The 17,216-nt window shown below is 40.8% G+C and carries 16 protein-coding genes and 1 other RNA gene; 15 read left to right on the top strand and 2 right to left on the bottom strand.

Annotated elements, in window-relative coordinates:
- Window positions 1-73 precede the first annotated feature (73 nt).
- The 9 genes from BUQ87_RS08015 to aspS all read left to right on the top strand — a co-directional run bounded on the left by BUQ87_RS08015 (window position 74) and on the right by aspS (window position 12,136).
- A complete protein-coding gene (locus BUQ87_RS08015; protein WP_038262683.1) occupies window positions 74-1,753 on the top strand; it encodes an ABC1 kinase family protein in 1,680 nt (559 codons plus the stop codon).
- Between the two features lie 30 nt (window positions 1,754-1,783).
- Entirely contained in the window at window positions 1,784-3,559 is a 1,776-nt protein-coding gene (recJ, locus tag BUQ87_RS08010) for a single-stranded-DNA-specific exonuclease RecJ (protein ID WP_330391295.1), read from the top strand.
- Window positions 3,560-3,747: 188 nt separating this feature from the next.
- Window positions 3,748-4,263: an adenine phosphoribosyltransferase gene (locus tag BUQ87_RS08005; protein ID WP_038262685.1), complete on the top strand. Its 516-nt coding sequence runs from the start codon at window positions 3,748-3,750 to the stop codon at window positions 4,261-4,263.
- Window positions 4,264-4,304: 41 nt separating this feature from the next.
- Window positions 4,305-6,488, top strand: coding sequence for a RelA/SpoT family protein (locus BUQ87_RS08000; RefSeq protein ID WP_038262688.1), 2,184 nt, complete (start codon window positions 4,305-4,307; stop codon window positions 6,486-6,488).
- 20 nt (window positions 6,489-6,508) lie between these two features.
- The gene (gene dtd / locus BUQ87_RS07995) at window positions 6,509-6,958 is read left to right on the top strand and encodes a D-aminoacyl-tRNA deacylase (protein WP_038262691.1); all 450 of its coding nucleotides are present in this window, start codon (window positions 6,509-6,511) and stop codon (window positions 6,956-6,958) included.
- A gap of 10 nt (window positions 6,959-6,968) precedes the next feature.
- Window positions 6,969-7,589, top strand: a complete 621-nt coding sequence (locus tag BUQ87_RS07990; protein ID WP_038262694.1) for an MBL fold metallo-hydrolase — start codon at window positions 6,969-6,971, stop codon at window positions 7,587-7,589.
- Between the two features lie 5 nt (window positions 7,590-7,594).
- Window positions 7,595-9,073, top strand: coding sequence for a coproporphyrinogen dehydrogenase HemZ (gene hemZ / locus BUQ87_RS07985; protein ID WP_038262697.1), 1,479 nt, complete (start codon window positions 7,595-7,597; stop codon window positions 9,071-9,073).
- The gene (hisS, locus tag BUQ87_RS07980; protein WP_038262699.1) at window positions 9,063-10,322 is read left to right on the top strand and encodes a histidine--tRNA ligase; all 1,260 of its coding nucleotides are present in this window, start codon (window positions 9,063-9,065) and stop codon (window positions 10,320-10,322) included. Before hemZ ends, hisS begins: the two co-directional genes overlap by 11 nt.
- A gap of 32 nt (window positions 10,323-10,354) precedes the next feature.
- Entirely contained in the window at window positions 10,355-12,136 is a 1,782-nt protein-coding gene (gene aspS / locus BUQ87_RS07975) for an aspartate--tRNA ligase (protein ID WP_038262702.1), read from the top strand.
- A 223-nt stretch (window positions 12,137-12,359) separates the two neighbouring features.
- On the opposite strand, the gene BUQ87_RS07970 is transcribed toward aspS, so the two are convergent.
- Complete coding sequence (locus tag BUQ87_RS07970; RefSeq protein ID WP_242943817.1) at window positions 12,360-13,283, bottom strand: radical SAM protein; 924 nt, start codon at window positions 13,281-13,283, stop codon at window positions 12,360-12,362.
- An 88-nt stretch (window positions 13,284-13,371) separates the two neighbouring features.
- The gene (locus BUQ87_RS07965; protein WP_038262708.1) at window positions 13,372-14,154 is read right to left on the bottom strand and encodes an Mrp/NBP35 family ATP-binding protein; all 783 of its coding nucleotides are present in this window, start codon (window positions 14,152-14,154) and stop codon (window positions 13,372-13,374) included.
- A gap of 469 nt (window positions 14,155-14,623) precedes the next feature.
- Between BUQ87_RS07965 and BUQ87_RS07960 the strand changes: the two genes are divergently transcribed.
- The 6 genes from BUQ87_RS07960 (at window position 14,624) to BUQ87_RS07935 (ending at window position 17,206) form a co-directional block, all read left to right on the top strand.
- Entirely contained in the window at window positions 14,624-14,896 is a 273-nt protein-coding gene (locus tag BUQ87_RS07960; RefSeq protein WP_038262711.1) for a hypothetical protein, read from the top strand.
- Window positions 14,897-14,911: 15 nt separating this feature from the next.
- Window positions 14,912-15,205, top strand: coding sequence for a metal-sensitive transcriptional regulator (locus BUQ87_RS07955; RefSeq protein ID WP_330391294.1), 294 nt, complete (start codon window positions 14,912-14,914; stop codon window positions 15,203-15,205).
- Window positions 15,206-15,213: 8 nt separating this feature from the next.
- On the top strand, window positions 15,214-15,681 hold the full coding sequence (locus BUQ87_RS07950; protein WP_052635967.1) for a SoxR reducing system RseC family protein: 468 nt from the start codon (window positions 15,214-15,216) through the stop codon (window positions 15,679-15,681).
- 41 nt (window positions 15,682-15,722) lie between these two features.
- A non-coding RNA gene (gene ssrS / locus BUQ87_RS07945) (6S RNA) lies at window positions 15,723-15,901 on the top strand.
- A gap of 160 nt (window positions 15,902-16,061) precedes the next feature.
- A complete protein-coding gene (locus BUQ87_RS07940) occupies window positions 16,062-16,847 on the top strand; it encodes an Mrp/NBP35 family ATP-binding protein (protein ID WP_052635969.1) in 786 nt (261 codons plus the stop codon).
- The gene (locus tag BUQ87_RS07935) at window positions 16,847-17,206 is read left to right on the top strand and encodes a NifB/NifX family molybdenum-iron cluster-binding protein (RefSeq protein WP_038262718.1); all 360 of its coding nucleotides are present in this window, start codon (window positions 16,847-16,849) and stop codon (window positions 17,204-17,206) included. Before BUQ87_RS07940 ends, BUQ87_RS07935 begins: the two co-directional genes overlap by 1 nt.
- The last annotated feature ends 10 nt before the right edge of the window (window positions 17,207-17,216 follow it).

The raw sequence follows: 17,216 nt of genomic DNA, 5'->3' as shown, positions 1-17,216 counted from the left end.
GCATGCGAAAAGGCAATATAATATTATATTGCCTTTTTTGTTATTGATGAACTTGAAAAAAGGGGTGTGAGCTGTGGGCCTGTTTTCAATAAGACATAAAAACCTTAAAAGATACAAGCAGATAGTGCATGTGCTTGTCAAATATGGATTTACATTCCTTGTGGAAAAACTCAAAATAGAAGGAATGGCATATAAAATGCCTATGCATGGCGATGAGAGCCTAAAGGACATGAGCGTGGGCGAGCGTATGAAAAACGCACTTACTGAGCTTGGGCCGACATTTATAAAGCTGGGCCAGGTGCTGAGCACAAGGAGCGATATATTCGACAGCTCAATAACAAGCGAGCTTTCAAAGCTTCAAGACGAAGTCGCTCCGTTTGACTTTGAAAGCGCAAAAACCATATTCCTGAAAGAAATGGGAACTGGGATTGAAGAAGCATTTGCCCGTTTTGAAGAGATTCCAATAGCAGCGGCATCAATAGGTCAGGTTTATAGGGCCGTAATGCACGACGGCTCAAACGTGATAGTAAAGGTTCAAAGACCAGGAGTGCAGGAGACTGTAAGGGCTGACATGGAAATACTCTACAGCATAGCAAAAATGATCGTTGACAGGGGTGTAGACACAAGAGCTGTAGACATAGTTGGCCTTGTAGATGAATTCAGCGCCAGCATTTCAAGGGAGCTTGACTATAATTTTGAGGCTAGAAACTGTGAAAAATTTGGAGAGATTCACCATGGTGACGACAGCGTGTATATACCAAGCATATATTGGGAGTACACCTCGAAAAAAGTGCTTACAATGGAGAGGATAGATGGAATAAAGGTCAACAATGTCGATGCCATAAGAGAAAAAGGCTGGGACGCTCCCAAAATAGCGTCTGCCGAAACGCTTGCCATAATGAAGCAGATTTTCTACTATGGATTTTTTCATGCGGATCCCCATCCCGGAAACATATTTGTCATAGATGATGGCAAGATAGCTTTTGTTGATTTCGGACAGGTGGGAATAATAGGGAGTGACATCAAAAGGCTGCTCAACTGTCTTTTGACCGCAGGAAAAGACAAGGATGTAGAGCGGATAGTGGAGTCGCTTTTCCAGCTTGAGGCTATAGGTACTGGCGCTGACACTAGAAAGATAAAGGAAGAGCTGGTTTTTTATATACATTACTACTACAGCCTCCCCGTGGAAAGGATAAATATAAAAGAACTGCTTCAGGAATTCATGCTATTTGCTAGAAAAAATGGAATAAGACTTCCGTCGCAGTTTGGTCTTTTGGCAAAGGCAATAATATCTGTGGAAGGCACGGGGAAACTCCTCAGTCCCAAGTTTTCTCTTTCAATTGCAATAGAGGGCTTCATAAAAAAGTCTCATTTTGAAAAGAAGAGGTATGAAAACATAGCGCGCGAATACAGGTACTATGCTGATGAAATTGCGAGAGACTTAAAGGCCATACCAGGACAGATAAGGTGGGTGGCAGACCATATAAGAAAAAACAATATAAAACTTTCCATAGATGAGGTAAGGCTTTTTTCACTTGAACGGGAGATAGACAAGATGGCCAACAGGCTCTCCATAAGCCTTATAATTTCGGCCATAATAGTGGGTTCGTCCATAGTGACTACGGCAGGAGGCACTGGACCGAGCTTCAAAGGGTATCCCGTAATAGGGGTCATAGGCTATAGTGTTGCCACTGTAATGGGCTTTTTTCTTGTCTTTTCAATGATTTTTTCAAAAAATGATTCGGAAAAATGATAGTTTTACAGTAGAAATGGATGTGATAGCTTGGCTAAATGGATGCTTAGAAGAAACGGAACTGACTCAAATAGTATTGCGCGAAATATAAATCGCAGTGAGATAATAGTGGACATACTTGCAAACCGGGGGATACGAGAAGAAGATGAAATGAGGAGTTTTTTGAATCCCTGCATAGATGACCTTCACGACCCTAATCTTATGAAGGACATGGGCAGTGGAATAGGAATAGTCAAGCAGCATATAGAGTCTAAAAGCACTATAGCTGTCTATGGGGATTATGACGTCGACGGGGTGATGAGCTGTTACATACTCTATAGGGCTCTTTTGAGGTGTGGAGCCGATGTGATTTATTATATACCTCACAGAGAGCTCGAAGGATACGGCATGAACAGCCAGTCGGTGGAAAATTTGCATAACCAAGGCATAAAGCTAATACTCACATGTGATAACGGCATATCTTCAATAGAGCAGATAGAGCGTGCAAAGAGCCTTGGCATGGATGTAGTTGTGACAGACCATCATGAGCTGCCTTTTGAAGAAAATGAAGACGGCAGCAGAAAAGAGATAATGCCTTGTGCAGATGCTGTCATAAACCCCAAAAGGCCGGACTGCCCATACCCATTCGATATCTTGTGCGCCGGGGCAATAGCATACAAGTTTGCCAGGGTGTTATACAAAGAATTTGGAATACCGGAAAGCGAAGCCGATTCATATATAGAATATGCGGCAATGGCCACGGTATGCGACGTTGTGGATCTCATAGGGGAAAACCGCATAATAGCAAGTGTAGGCATGAAAATGCTAAGAGAAACAGAAAACATCGGGCTCAATGCGCTTGTGCAGGAGACGGGAATTGAAAAATCCAAAATAGGAACTTACCATATAGGTTTTGTAATAGGTCCGTGTATAAATGCCACGGGCAGGCTTGAAATGGCCGCAATTGCGATGGAGCTTCTCCTTTGCGAAGACAATAATGAGGCCCAAGCGCTTGCGAAAAAGCTGGTTGGGCTTAATGAAGAGAGAAAGCAGATGACCGAAGATGGAGTGGAAAGAGTAAGGCATATTATAGAAGCCGGCAGCATAAGCCGTGACAAGGTGATACTTGCGGTAGATGAGGGAATACATGAGAGCATAGCCGGAATAGTGGCGGGACGAATAAAAGAACAGTACCATCTGCCCACTATAGTACTTACAAGGGGAAGGGAGATGCTCAAGGGTTCGGGAAGGTCTATAGAAGAGTACAATATGTTTGAAGGGCTTATGCAGTGCAAAAGCCTCATAAGCAAATTTGGCGGACATCCAATGGCCGCGGGCCTTTCCATGGAGGAAGAAAATGTGGATGAGCTCAGGAGAAAACTCAATGAATACTGCAGGCTTTCTTTTGAGGAGATGGAAAGAACAATAAGGATAGACAAAAGGCTTTCGCTTGAAAGTATATCATATGATATAGTCGAGCAGATAAAAAGTCTTGAGCCTTTTGGAAAGGGAAACAGTGCTCCCATATTTGCTGAAAAGGGCATCAGAGTTACAGGAGTCAGAATACTTGGAAAAAACAAAAATGTACTCAGGCTTTCATGTGTTTTTGGAAAGACGTGCAGTCAAATAGATGCCATAAGCTTTGACGGAGTGGAAAAGTTCAAAGAGTTAATTGAAAGTACAATGGGCGAGGATGAATTTAACCAGATTGCAAGCGGGAAAAAAATCAGTATTGCCATGGACATGGTGTATACCATAGGCATAAACGAATATATGGGAAGTAAAAAGCTGCAGCTGCTGCTCAAGGATTTCAGGCTCAGCAAGTAAAATATCCCAAATGGATAATACTAAGGCACAAGGCATATTGATAAAATCATCTTAAAAAGATATAATTGTATTATTATCTATTTTTAAATGATAGCAAGGAAGTTTGACTGCGGGAACATATTTTTACAAAAATGGACTATTTCAAACTGTACGAAATTCAAATATATCATTCAGGAGGAAGTTATTTAATGAATTTAAAGGAAAAGATAAGAGAGATTGAAAACTTTCCAAAGGAAGGAATAAGTTTTAAGGATATAACTACGCTGCTTAAGGATGGAGACTATTTTAGATATGCAGTGGACAGCATAGTGAATAATCTTAAGGACAAAAACATCGATGTAGTAGTGGGACCTGAGGCGAGAGGATTTCTTCTTGGAGCGCCAGTTGCATATGCAATGGGAGCTGGATTTGTTCCTGTAAGAAAACCGGGCAAGCTTCCGGGAGAAACTGAAGCTTTTTCATATGACCTGGAGTACGGAGTGGATACTCTTGAAATGCACAAGGATGCAATAGAGCCGGGCATGAATGTGGCAATAGTTGACGATCTTCTTGCAACTGGCGGGACGACAAAAGCAGTTGCCAAGCTTATAGAAAAACTTGGCGGAAAAGTTGTTGCAGTTGAATATCTTATAGAACTTGAATTTTTAGAGGCCAAAGAGCAAAAGCTTTCAGATTATGAAGTACGTTCGCTTATAAAGTATTAATTGCATATCTGCAATACAGACATTTTGAACAGGGTGATATTATGTTGGAAAACTTGCTGCTTAGCATAGAACAATACAGTCCTGACAGTGATCTGGAGCTTATAATCAAGGCATACAACCTTGCAGAAAGCGCCCATGTCGGGCAATACAGGAAATCAGGAGAGAGATATTTTGTACACCCGGTCAGTGTTGCAAAAATACTCGTAGAACTGCAGATGGATGTTATGACAATAGCTGCAGGTCTTTTGCACGATGTAGTTGAGGACACAAAATATACCTATGATGATATAAAAAAACTGTTCGGCACGGAAGTTGCAGAACTGGTAGACGGGGTTACTAAGCTTGGAAAAATTGAATACAAGTCCAAGGAAGAAACTCAGGCCGAGAACATAAGAAAGATGTTCATAGCCATGGCAAAGGACATAAGGGTTGTACTTATAAAGCTTGCGGACAGACTGCACAATATGAGAACTCTCAACTACATGTCAGAAGCAAAGGCAAAGGAAAAGGCCAGAGAGACGCTTGAGATATACGCACCTATAGCAAACAGGCTAGGTATATCTAAAATAAAGTTTGAGCTTGAGGACACTGCGCTGAGATACCTTGACCCCGACGGCTACTATGAGCTTGTTGAGAAGGTTTCAAAGAAGAAAAGGCAAAGGGAAGACTATATACAAAATGTTATAAAGCTTTTAAAGGAAAATGTAGAAGACCTTGGGGTGGAATTTGAAATAAGCGGAAGGGCAAAGCACTTCTACAGCATATACAGGAAAATGCACTACCAGGGCAAGGGCTTCGACCAGATATATGACCTTACAGGGGTAAGGATAATAGTCAATTCCATAAAGGATTGCTATGCAATACTGGGCGTGGTTCATACAATATGGAGGCCTATTCCGGGAAGGTTCAAGGACTATATCGCAATGCCAAAGCCCAATATGTACCAGTCCATACACACTACTGTTGTAGGGCTTGACGGAGGGCCGCTTGAGATACAGGTCAGGACGTTCGACATGCATAAAACCGCAGAGTACGGTATAGCGGCGCACTGGCAGTACAAGGAAGGCAAGACGGGCATGGACAAGGACGATCTTGACAAGAAACTTTCATGGCTTAGACAGATGATGGAATGGCAGGATGACCTCAACGACCCGAGAGAATTCATGGAGGCCCTCAAGATAGACCTGTTTACGAATCAGGTCTTTGTGTTCACTCCAAAAGGTGACGTCATAGAGATGCCTGCCGGCTCGACGCCAATAGACTTTGCATACAAAGTCCATACAGACGTAGGAAATAAATGCATAGGCGCAAAAATTGACGGCAGGATGGTTCCTATAGACTATAAGCTTAAAAACGGAAACATAGTCCAGGTTGTGACGTCTTCCAGCAGTAGCGGCCCTAGTAGGGACTGGCTTAACATTGCAAAGAGTTCTCATGCCAAGAACAAGATAAAGCAGTGGTTTAGAAAGGCGAACAGGAGCGAGAACATAGAAAAGGGAAAGGAACTTCTTTTTCAAGAGGCTAAAAGGCACGGGCTTTCTGCAAGCGAGATATTCAAGCACAAGTATATGAGTCTTGTGCTCAAAAAGCTCAACTATTCGAATGAAGAGGAGCTCCATGCGGCCATAGGATATGGCGGCATAACGGCAAATCAGGTAATAGGCAAGCTGAAGTTTGAACTGGAAAAAGATACTGTAAAAGACGATGCAAAAAGAGATGCCGAGATAATGGGCAGAATCCAGGAAAAAGAGCAAAAGCCCAAGGAAAAGACTAGAAGCCAGGGAATAGTAGTAAAAGGTGTGGACAACATACTTGTCAGATTTGCAAAATGCTGCAATCCGCTGCCGGGAGATGACATAATAGGTTTTATAACTAAGGGCAGGGGCGTGTCCATACACAGGAAGGACTGCCCCAATATAAATATAGAAGACCCTGAAAGCATAAACAGGATAATAGATGTCGAGTGGGATCTCAAGAAGAAGGCGTCTTTTGAAGCGGAAGTCAAGGTCAAGGCCAACGATCGAAGCGGACTTTTGACTGAAATCACTCAGATATTCGTATCGGAAAAGATATCACTAAATGGAATAAATGCAAGAACAGGAAAAGACGGCATAGCCAATATGACACTGCTTTTGCAGGTCGAGAGCAAAGAGCAGCTTAAGAGCATAATGAACAAGATAAAATCCCTTTCGGGAGTTTTAGACGTGTTCAGAGTTGTAAACTAGATATATAAGGAGATTTGATTATGAGAGCGGTAGTTCAAAGGGTGTCAGCATCAAGCGTAAGTGTTGACAATGAAGTGGTTGGCAAGATAGATAAGGGGCTCATGGTGCTTTTGGGCGTAACTCATGATGATACACAGGCGGATGTAAAATACCTTGTGGAAAAGATATCCAATCTCAGGATATTTGAAGACGAGCAGGAAAAGATGAATCTTTCTCTGCTCGATATAGGCGGCGAGCTTCTTGCTATTTCGCAGTTTACGCTTTACGGGGACTGCAGAAAGGGTAGAAGGCCTAATTTCACAGAGGCGGCAAAGCCCGACATGGCAAATGAGCTATACGAAAAATTTGTAAGCCAGGCGAAGGATGCAGGGATAAAAGTTCAAACAGGAAGCTTTGGCGCCCATATGGTAGTGGACATTGTAAATGACGGGCCTGTGACCATTATTATAGACTCGAAAAAGAATTTCTAGGAGGGATAAGATGTTTTTGGAAACGTTTGAAGTTGGAATATATGCCGTAAACTGCTATATAATCGCAGACGACAACAAGGTCGGCGCAGTTATAGACCCGGGTGGAAATGTGGACAAGATAAAAAAGCTTATAGATAAGCGAGGTCTTGACATAAAATATATACTGCTCACTCATGGGCATGGAGACCACATAGGAGCGGTTGAGCAGCTTAGAAAGCTTACAGGAGCCAAGGTGGCGGCTCACAAAAAGGAAAAAGAACTTTTAAACGACAAGGACAAGAATCTTACTGGATGCATGGGAGTGGAGCATATAAGCTTTGATGCGGACGAATACTTCAGCGATGGGGATATAATAAAAGCGGGAGAGCTTGAATTTGAAGTCATATACACGCCGGGACATACGCCGGGAGGAAGCTGTTTTAAGCTGGGAGAGTACCTGTTTACAGGAGATACGCTGTTTACGGGATCAATAGGAAGAACTGACCTCTTTGGAGCAGATCCATCCAAAATGGAAAATTCACTAAAGCGCCTAAAATCCATAGACGAAGATCTTAAAGTCCTTCCGGGACACGGCAGGGCGAGCAGCCTTGAATTTGAAAAAGAGAGAAATCCATATATGACTGGAGTATAAAATAAATGCTTTATATATCTTTAGAAAATGAAAAATTCAAATACGAAACAGGAGAGCTTGTAAAGCTTTTCGAAGGAGATTTTGAATTTGCAGACTCAAATGACGGATTTGAAAGATTTATAAGTTTGGATATTTCGAAGGGCGAAGATTCCATATGCAGCAGGGCCGCTTACTATGTAGGCGGCGTTTTAAAGCATGAAAAAGAGTGTTGCTCGAAAAACTGCAAAATAAAGGATTCCCATGGGATTAAAAGAGAATCTAAAAATCTGCTTAAAAAGGCGCTCTATATCATTTTGAGTGAGATTCACGGAAAGAGCATGCCTTGGGGCATACTTACGGGAATAAGGCCCACAAAGATAGTGCAGGAGCTTTTGGACGAGGGCCTTTGCAAAGAGGATGTCTGTGATGTGCTCACTCAAAAATACATGCTGTCGCCTCAAAAGGCGTCTATGGCTCTTGAAATAGCTCTTACGGAGAGAAAGTATATATATCCCATAGACGACTCTCTAATATCGCTTTATGTCAGCATACCATTTTGTCCTACAAGGTGCATATACTGTTCTTTTCCATCGAATACTCTGAAGCAGTGGGGGCATCTAAAGGCGAAATACGTCGAGTGCCTCATAAAGGAGATAGAAGAAATTGCAGACATGGCTAGGCTGTGGGGCAAAAAACTCCATACAGTATATATAGGTGGAGGAACGCCGACAACGCTTGATGCAAACGAGCTTAAGGAGCTTATAGTTGCAATAAGGCAAAGCTTTGACTTTTCAAGCGTGGTAGAATTTACAGTGGAGGCCGGAAGGGTCGACACCATAGACGAAGAAAAGCTGGACGTTCTAAGGGAGATGGAAATAGACAGGATAAGCATAAATCCTCAAACTATGAATGACCTGACGCTGAAAAAGGTCGGAAGAAATCACAGCGCAAAGGACATAGAGGACGCATTCCATCTGGCAAGGAGAAAAGGCTTTACGAACATAAACATGGACATAATACTCGGACTTCCTGGAGAAGACGTGGACATGGTGAAATATACACTGGGAAAGATAGCCCAGCTTTCGCCTGAAAGCCTTACAGTACACACAATGGCCATCAAAAGGGCGTCAAGACTCAAAGAGGAGATAGACAGCCACGAGCTGGCCCAGTATGAAAATGTGAGCAAGATGGTACAGACCGCAATGGAAAGTGCAATTGACATGGATCTTAGGCCGTATTACATGTACAGGCAAAAGCACATGCTTGGAAATCTTGAAAACATAGGGTATGCCAAGGTGGGCTGCGAGTGCATATACAACATAAATATAATGGAAGAGACCCAGACCATACTGGCGGCGGGTGCCGGGGCGATATCGAAATTCGTATATCATGACGAAAACAGGATAGAAAGGGTTCCGAACGTCAAAAACATAGAGCACTATATAGAAAGAGTGGATGAGATGATACTCAGAAAGAAAAAGGAGGTTTTGAAAAATGCTGACTAAGGCTCCAAAGGGTACAAAGGACGTACTGCCTGGAGAATCTGAAAAGTGGGTATACCTTGAAGGGCTTTTCAGAGACGTGTGCAAAACATTTGGATATAATGAAATAAGGACTCCGGTATTTGAGCATACAGAGCTTTTCCAAAGAGGAATAGGGGAGACTACTGATGTTGTTCAAAAGGAAATGTATACATTTGAAGACAAGGGAAAGAGAAGTATAACGCTAAAGCCGGAAGGGACAGCCCCTGCGGTAAGGGCTTTTATTGAAAACAAGCTCTATGCAGGTGCACAGCCGACAAAGCTTTTCTATGTGACGCCGTGCTTCAGGTATGAAAGGCCGCAGGCTGGAAGAATGAGGGCTTTCCACCAGTTTGGCATAGAGGTGTTTGGAAGCGACAATCCTTCGATAGATGCCGAGGTTATAGCTCTTGCCATGGAATTTTTCAAAAAGGTGGGCCTGCAGAGGCTGAGCCTTAGAATAAATTCAATAGGATGTCCAAAGTGCAGAAAAGAGTATAATGAGCTGCTTATGAAATATCTTGACGGTAAGAAGGACAGCCTTTGCGAAACATGCATAGACAGAATAGATAAGAATCCTATGAGGGTTATAGACTGTAAAAATGACAGCTGTAAGGCTGCAATAAGCGACATACCTCTTATGCTTGACCACATATGCGATGAGTGCAGCGACCACTTTGAAAAGGTAAAGACATATCTCCAGAGCATGGATGTGGAATTTGAGATTGACCCTAGGATAGTGAGAGGTCTTGACTACTATAGCAAGACTGCATTTGAGATAATATCTGAGGACATAGGAGCCCAAAGCACTGTGTGCGGAGGAGGAAGATACGATAACCTTGTAAGCGAGCTTGGCGGCCCTGACACACCTGCGATAGGCTTTGGGATGGGAATCGAAAGGCTGCTCCTTACAATTCAAAACAATGACATAGAACTTCCTGTCCAAAAGGGGCTTGACATATTCATAGTAACAATAGGTGATGTGGCGCAGGCTGAGAGCATGAATATACTTTCAAGGCTCAGAGAAAATGGAATAAGCGCAGACAAGGACCACCTTGGAAGAAGTGTAAAGGCGCAGTTCAAGTATTCAGACAAGCAAAATGCAAGATTCACAGTAGTGCTTGGGGAAGATGAAATGAAAAATGATGCGGTTACGCTCAAAGACATGAAGACTTCAAAGCAGTTTGAAATAAAGCTAAGCAAGCTCATGGAAGAAATAAAGGAAAGACTTTAGAAGAAGCAGATATTTAAGGAGGAGTTTGTAAAATGGAAACATTAAACGGGCTTAAGAGGACTCACTATTGCGGAGACCTTAGGGAAGCCAATATAGGTGCAGAAGTTGTACTAATGGGATGGGTGCAAAGAAAGAGAAATCTTGGAGGTCTTATATTTGCAGACGTTAGAGACAGACAGGGGATTGCGCAGATAGTGTTTGACACTGAAGTGTCAAAAGAGGCGTTTGAAAAGGCTGAAAAACTGGGATCTGAGTACGTAGTAGCTGTAACGGGAAAGGTTTTTGAAAGACAGTCTAAAAACCCAAACATGCCTACAGGAGACATAGAGGTTTTCGCGCAGGAGCTTAGAATACTGAATGAGGCGGCAACTCCGCCTATATACATAAAGGATGACGACGATGTTTCAGAAAACCTTAGACTAAAGTACAGGTACCTTGACCTTAGAAAGGCTTCTATGCAAAAGAATTTCATACTTAGACACAAGGTCGGTAGCATAGTGAGAAACTATCTTTCTGAAAATGGATTCCTTGAGATAGAAACGCCTATGCTTACTAAGCCTACTCCTGAAGGCGCAAGGGACTATCTTGTTCCAAGCAGGGTTAACCAAGGCAAATTCTATGCACTTCCACAGTCTCCGCAGCTTTTCAAGCAGCTTCTTATGGTTGCGGGAATGGACAGGTACTTCCAGATAGTGAAGTGCTTCAGGGATGAAGACCTAAGAGCAGACAGACAGCCTGAGTTCACTCAGATAGACTGTGAGATGAGTTTTGTGGAAATAGACGACATAATAGGCATAATGGAAGAAATGATGAAGAAGATATTCAAGGATGCCTTGAATGTGGAAATCCAGACTCCTTTCGTGAGGATCCCTTACAAAATGGCCATGGAAAAGTACGGCTCTGACAAGCCGGACCTTAGGTTTGGATTTGAGCTCGTTGACATTTCAGAAGAAGTGAAGGACTGCGACTTCAAGGTGTTCACGGGAGCGGTTCAAAGCGGAGGAAGCGTAAGAGGAATAAACATAAAGGCAAACGCGGACAGCTTCACAAGAAAGGGAATAACAAAGCTTGAAGACTTTGCAAAGACATATGGAGCAAAAGGGCTTGCATGGATGAAATATACAACTGAAGGAATAACGTCTCCAATATCAAAATTCCTCAGTGAGGAAACCCTAAATGCCATAACTGAAAAAATGGATGCAAAAGAGGGAGACCTTCTTTTGTTCGTGGCTGACAATAACAAGGTTGTATTTGATTCTCTTGGACATCTAAGGGTTGAGGTTGCAAAGCAGCTTGAAATACTTGACAAGAACGAATACAAGCTTGCATGGGTTACGGAATTCCCGCTGTTTGAATATGACGAAGAAGAAGACAGATATGTAGCTGTTCACCATCCATTCACGGCTCCTATGGACGAAGACCTTGAAATGCTGGAAACTGATCCTGTTTCAGTAAGGGCAAAGGCTTATGACATAGTGCTTAACGGATTTGAACTTGGAGGAGGAAGCCTTAGGATATACAATGAAGAGCTTCAAAAGAAAATGTTCAAATCGCTTGGATTCAGCGAAGAAGAGGCATATGAGAAGTTTGGATTCCTTCTTGATGCATTCAAATATGGAACTCCACCTCATGGAGGAATAGCTTTTGGATTTGACAGGCTTATAATGCTTCTTGCAGGGGAAGACAACATAAGACAGGTAATAGCATTCCCTAAGACTCAAAATGCTACGTGCCCTCTTACTGAGGCTCCTTCATTTGCAGAGGAAAAGCAGCTTGAAGAGCTTGGAATAAAGGTTGTTGATGAGGAAAAATAATTATAATATATAACTGGATATATGTGGAAATGAAGTTGAATATGAATTGTTATGAGAATTTTGTTCAACCAAACTATAAAATCCCGCCTCTGGCGGGATTTTAATTTGTCGATAAAGCAATATGCCAGAAGTACAAAAATCTATAGATTGTAAAAAAGTAGGAGTTTAAATTTAGGCATGTGAAAATAGATATCTCATGCCACAGTCAAAATTAACAATACTTTTACTTGTTAATCTCAAAATCTTTTTGTCTTATGGTCATCCATTTTTTTAGCCTATAAGTTATATAACCCTTATAATTTATACTTTCCACAGATTCATCTAATTCAAGTCTTTTGAATATTTCAATTGTATTGCTACAGTTTCTAGAACTTAAAAAATCACTTATTTCATGCTGATTCATAGGATGTCTTTTTATTATGCTAATTATAGCCCTATAATCGTCCTCGTCCTCGCTATAAAATCCTTTTGAAGCCAAGGCGTCTATTGAAATCCCTTTAAGAATATTAACGGCCATTTTGATTGTTTTTGATGAAGGCTGCTCTACCCAACTTTCTGCCGGAGGCCTTACTGGAGAATTGATATACAACCTGTCGTATTCAATTTTATCCAGTAAGGCCTTAAATCTTAAAATATCCTCCGTGGAATCATTCATATCTTTTATAATCATAATCTCAATCCAAAGTTGCCCTTTGTATTTCTGAGAAAATTTCATAAGGCCTTCAAGCACCATTTTAAAATTGATGCCCCGGCATGGCCTGTTTATTCTTTTAAAAGTCTCCTCATCATATGCATCAAGAGATGGCAGCACTATATCAGAATTGCAAAGCTGACTCCTAACTTCTTCATCGTATAAAAGTGCTCCGTTTGTTATTACCGCTACGGGCTTTTCGGTAAGTCTTTTAAGCCCATCTATGAGTTCTCCCAGCCTTGAGTAAAGCGTAGGCTCACCCTCTCCAACTATTGTTACAACATCGAATTTGGGATTCTCTTTTAAATACCGTTCAAACTCATCCAAAATATCGTCCAGTTTGAAAAATTCCTCCCTTTTATTTGACATGTGAGAGGTTCTTCCCAATTGACAATATATGCATGAATAGTTGCAATACTTTTCCGGTATGGGACTTATGCCCACTGAAATGCCCATTCTCCTTGAAGGCACTGGACCATAGATATATTTGAATGCTCCCATAAAAACCTCCTTTCGTACAAATAAGTATTTCTCATTTTTATAGCTACCTCAATTTTAATGTGATTTTATTTGAAAATGAATCAGTTAATAAATGATTAATTTTGTCGTAAATTTCTATTTTGCCTTCATCGCATAACTGTGCAAGTTTTGGATCAATTGGAATTTGGGTTATTAATTCGATATCCATTTCTTTTGCAACTTTTTTAGCATTGCTTTTACCGAATATATTTATTTTTTTTCTACAATCAGGGCAGAGGTAATAACTCATATTTTCGACAATTCCCAATATAGGGACATTCATTTTTTTTGCCATGTCTACAGATTTTTTCACTATAATTTTGACTAAATCCTGTGGGGAAGAAACTACTATAATTCCATTCACTGGGAGAGATTGCATTATTGTAAGAGGTACATCTCCTGTTCCTGGCGGAAGATCTATTAGCAAATAATCCAAGTCTCCCCATACAACATCTGTATAAAACTGTTTTATGGTGCGTGAAATCAGCGGCCCTCTCCAAATAACAGGGGAATCACTTTTATCCAATAAAAAACTTAAAGACATTACTTTTATACCTGTAGATGTGCTGACGGGGTCTATTCCGCGGCTACTTATATTGGCTTTTTCACTATTTATCCCAAATATTTTAGGTATACTTGAACCTCCCATGTCCGCATCTAAAATTCCCACATCATATCCCTTTTTTCTCAGTGATACTCCCAACAAGGATGTAACTGAGGATTTTCCCACTCCTCCTTTGCCGCTCATAATTGCTATTACTTTTTTTATATTAGTAAATTCATTAGTCTTTTCTTTTTCAAAAGCCATAGATATAGCCTCCTTTCCTAATATATTATATTCCTTTCAATACCCCAAATTGTAAAAGCTTAACATTACATACTGCTTCTCAAAATGCTACTTTGCGAAAAAGTAACTTTTTATAACCTCAAATTTAATTTTTGCAAATAGAATATGAACTTGATAGCAAACAATATATTACAGTTGCGAATTTAAATAGTAGCATTATACAAGATTAAAATCGGATTTTCTTCTGCGGAAAAACAATTCTTTTGAAACAAATGAACTTGTGCTATAGTGAAGTTATAATAAGTTAAGCTTCTGATCTGGGTGTAAGTAACTTTGCAACCATTGCAAATAATGTGAGCGAATCCCCGCTTTTAAGCTGTTGGGTAAACGTGGCATAAGGTTTATAATTTGCAATAAAAATTGACTTGTTGTAAAATTAATATATAGTATACGTCTTCAGGGTATAACTTTGACTAAAGGAGCGCTAATTGTGAAAAAAATATTTGATGAATTTTTAGTGTTTGCTTTGAGTTTTGTAGTATTTTTTATTGGAGCCAGGCTGCTGTTTGATGATTTTAAGATAAATAATCTTCAAATAACTCTAATACTACTTTTGGCTTTTGCAAACATAGCCATAAGAAACTGGCTTATAAGGCTTCAGCAGGCCAAAAATATCAGAAACCGGGAATTCGAACTGATAAGGAGACTGGTTTTCATATGTTTTATAGGAATATATTTCTTTATATATAAGAGGCTGGCGTAGAAAAGGAGAATGCTTGTGAATGAAAATTTAGAAAAGTCAAAATGTGACAAGGATGCAGTTATAAAAAGGCTAAGGAGAATAGAAGGACAGGTAAGAGGGATACAAAAAATGGTGGATGAAGGCAAGTATTGTGTAGACATACTCACACAGGTTGCAGCTGTAAGGTCTGCAATAGACAAGGTTGGAGGAATAATACTCGAAAACCATGTTAAAAGCTGCGTAAAAACAACAATAGAAAACTCATCGGAAGATGAAAAAGACAAGGTTATAGACGAACTTATGTACGCAATGCTTAAATTTATGAAGTAGGTGATTTTATGAGCTGTGAAATGACAGGACTTATAATTCGAAAAAACGGTGAAAATGCGATATTGAAAATGCAAAAGCACTCGGCTTGTGCGGGCTGTGGGGCATGTAGCATGGCTGACGAAAAGATGAACCTGAATGTGGAAGCATTTAACGAGGCGGGAGCAGATGTCGGAGATATAGTGGAAGTCCAGCTGAATGCCCCAGATCTTTTAAAGGCGGCTTTTATAGCATATTCAGTACCTTTGATATCGCTCATAGTTGGAGTGGTGGGAGGCATAAAACTGCTCCAACTGCTTTCTTATGAAGGAAATATTGAAGCAGCTGGCGGAGCAGCCGGTGTGACTCTTATGGCCGTTTCGTATATATTTATAAGAATGAATGAAAAAAAATTTAAAAAAAGCAGGAAATACAGCCCTGTTATAGTAAAAGTAGTTCAAAAAAACGACTACAATGACCTCGAAAGTATAGATAAATAGTTTGAAAAATTTTGAATTTGGTATATAATATATATAAGAAGAAGTACCTGGAATGTTCGATAGGCTTTATTTAAATTCAACCGACACGTTGAATACGGGAGTTCAAGTCCTTCAATGTACGTCATGCCTCCGATGGAGGAAGGCAGAAAATGAGGGCAGGACACCCACCTGAGTTATCTCGGGTATGAATTTATTGAGGCCGCGGCATTTTGGGTTTTCTGCTTTTATGGAGATTAAAAAAAACACATTCGCCAATGTTTGTTATTCAAATATTGGCGAATGTGTTTTTTTTTGTGAAAATCGTTATTGGCATTTGACAATAACGATGCATAGGAATATAATGAGGATAAATAGCATATGACTAAAACAGGAGGTATATCATGGAAATCCAGAAAGAAAAACTACATGACAAGTCAAGCATCAAAAGAACAATTGCAGTAATGAGTGGAAAAGGCGGCGTTGGGAAATCGTCTGTAACGTCACTTCTTGCGGCATCACTCCAATCAAGGGGCTATAGGGTTGGAATACTGGATGCTGACATTACAGGACCTTCAATTCCAAAGGTATTTGGAATAAATGAAAAAAGAGTGGCTGCAACCAGCGAAGGCGTATACCCTGTTGAGACTTCAACTGGAATAAAGGTTGTATCAGTGAACCTTATGATTGAAAAAGAAGATTCGCCTGTTATATGGAGAGGGCCTATAGTTGCAAATGCCGTAAAGCAGTTCTATACGGACGTGATATGGGGAGAACTTGACTATCTTCTTCTAGACCTGCCACCGGGAACAGGAGATGTTCCGCTTACAATAATGCAGTCGATAAGCCTTGATGGACTAGTTGTAATATCTTCCCCTCAGGATCTTGTAAAACTTATAGTCAAAAAGTCTATAAACATGGCAAACATGATGAACATACCTATAGTTGGAGTTGTTGAAAATATGAGCTATATGGAATGCCCGCACTGCAAGGACAGACTTTATCCTTTCGGGGAAAGCAAGGTTTCAGAGGCACTTGAGGGCACAGGGATATCGCTTTTGGGACAGCTTCCTATAGATCCTGACTTTACACAGCTGAGTGATGAAGGAAAGATAGAGCTTTACCCAAGAATAAGTGAGTCATTCAGCGGCATAATAGACTCATTCGTATCAAAGGCGGGTGAAAGATAATGAGGATAATAGTTTCAGTAAGTGAAAAGAGCGAAAGCGCAACGCTTGATCCAAGGTTTGGAAGATGCCAGTATTTCGCTGTATGTGATGAAAACGGCAGCGTGTCTGAATTTATAGAAAATCCGGGGATATCTTCTGCGCATGGAGCGGGTATAACTGCAGCAAATAAGATAGTCGAATTCGGGGCTGATATTGTAATAACTGGAAATTTAGGACCTAATGCGCTTAGAGTTCTTCAGGCGTCGGACATTAAGGGGTATGCAAGCTCGCAGTTGAGCATAAAAGAGGCTGTTGCGATGTACAAAGATGGCAAACTTTCAGAGATAAGCATGCCGGGACCTGCGCATCACGGTGCTTAGAGAGGGTGAA

The sequence above is a fragment of the Peptoclostridium litorale DSM 5388 genome (assembly GCF_900141635.1).
Lineage (GTDB): Bacteria > Bacillota > Clostridia > Peptostreptococcales > Peptostreptococcaceae > Peptoclostridium > Peptoclostridium litorale.
This window is presented reverse-complemented; position numbering and strand designations above follow the sequence as displayed.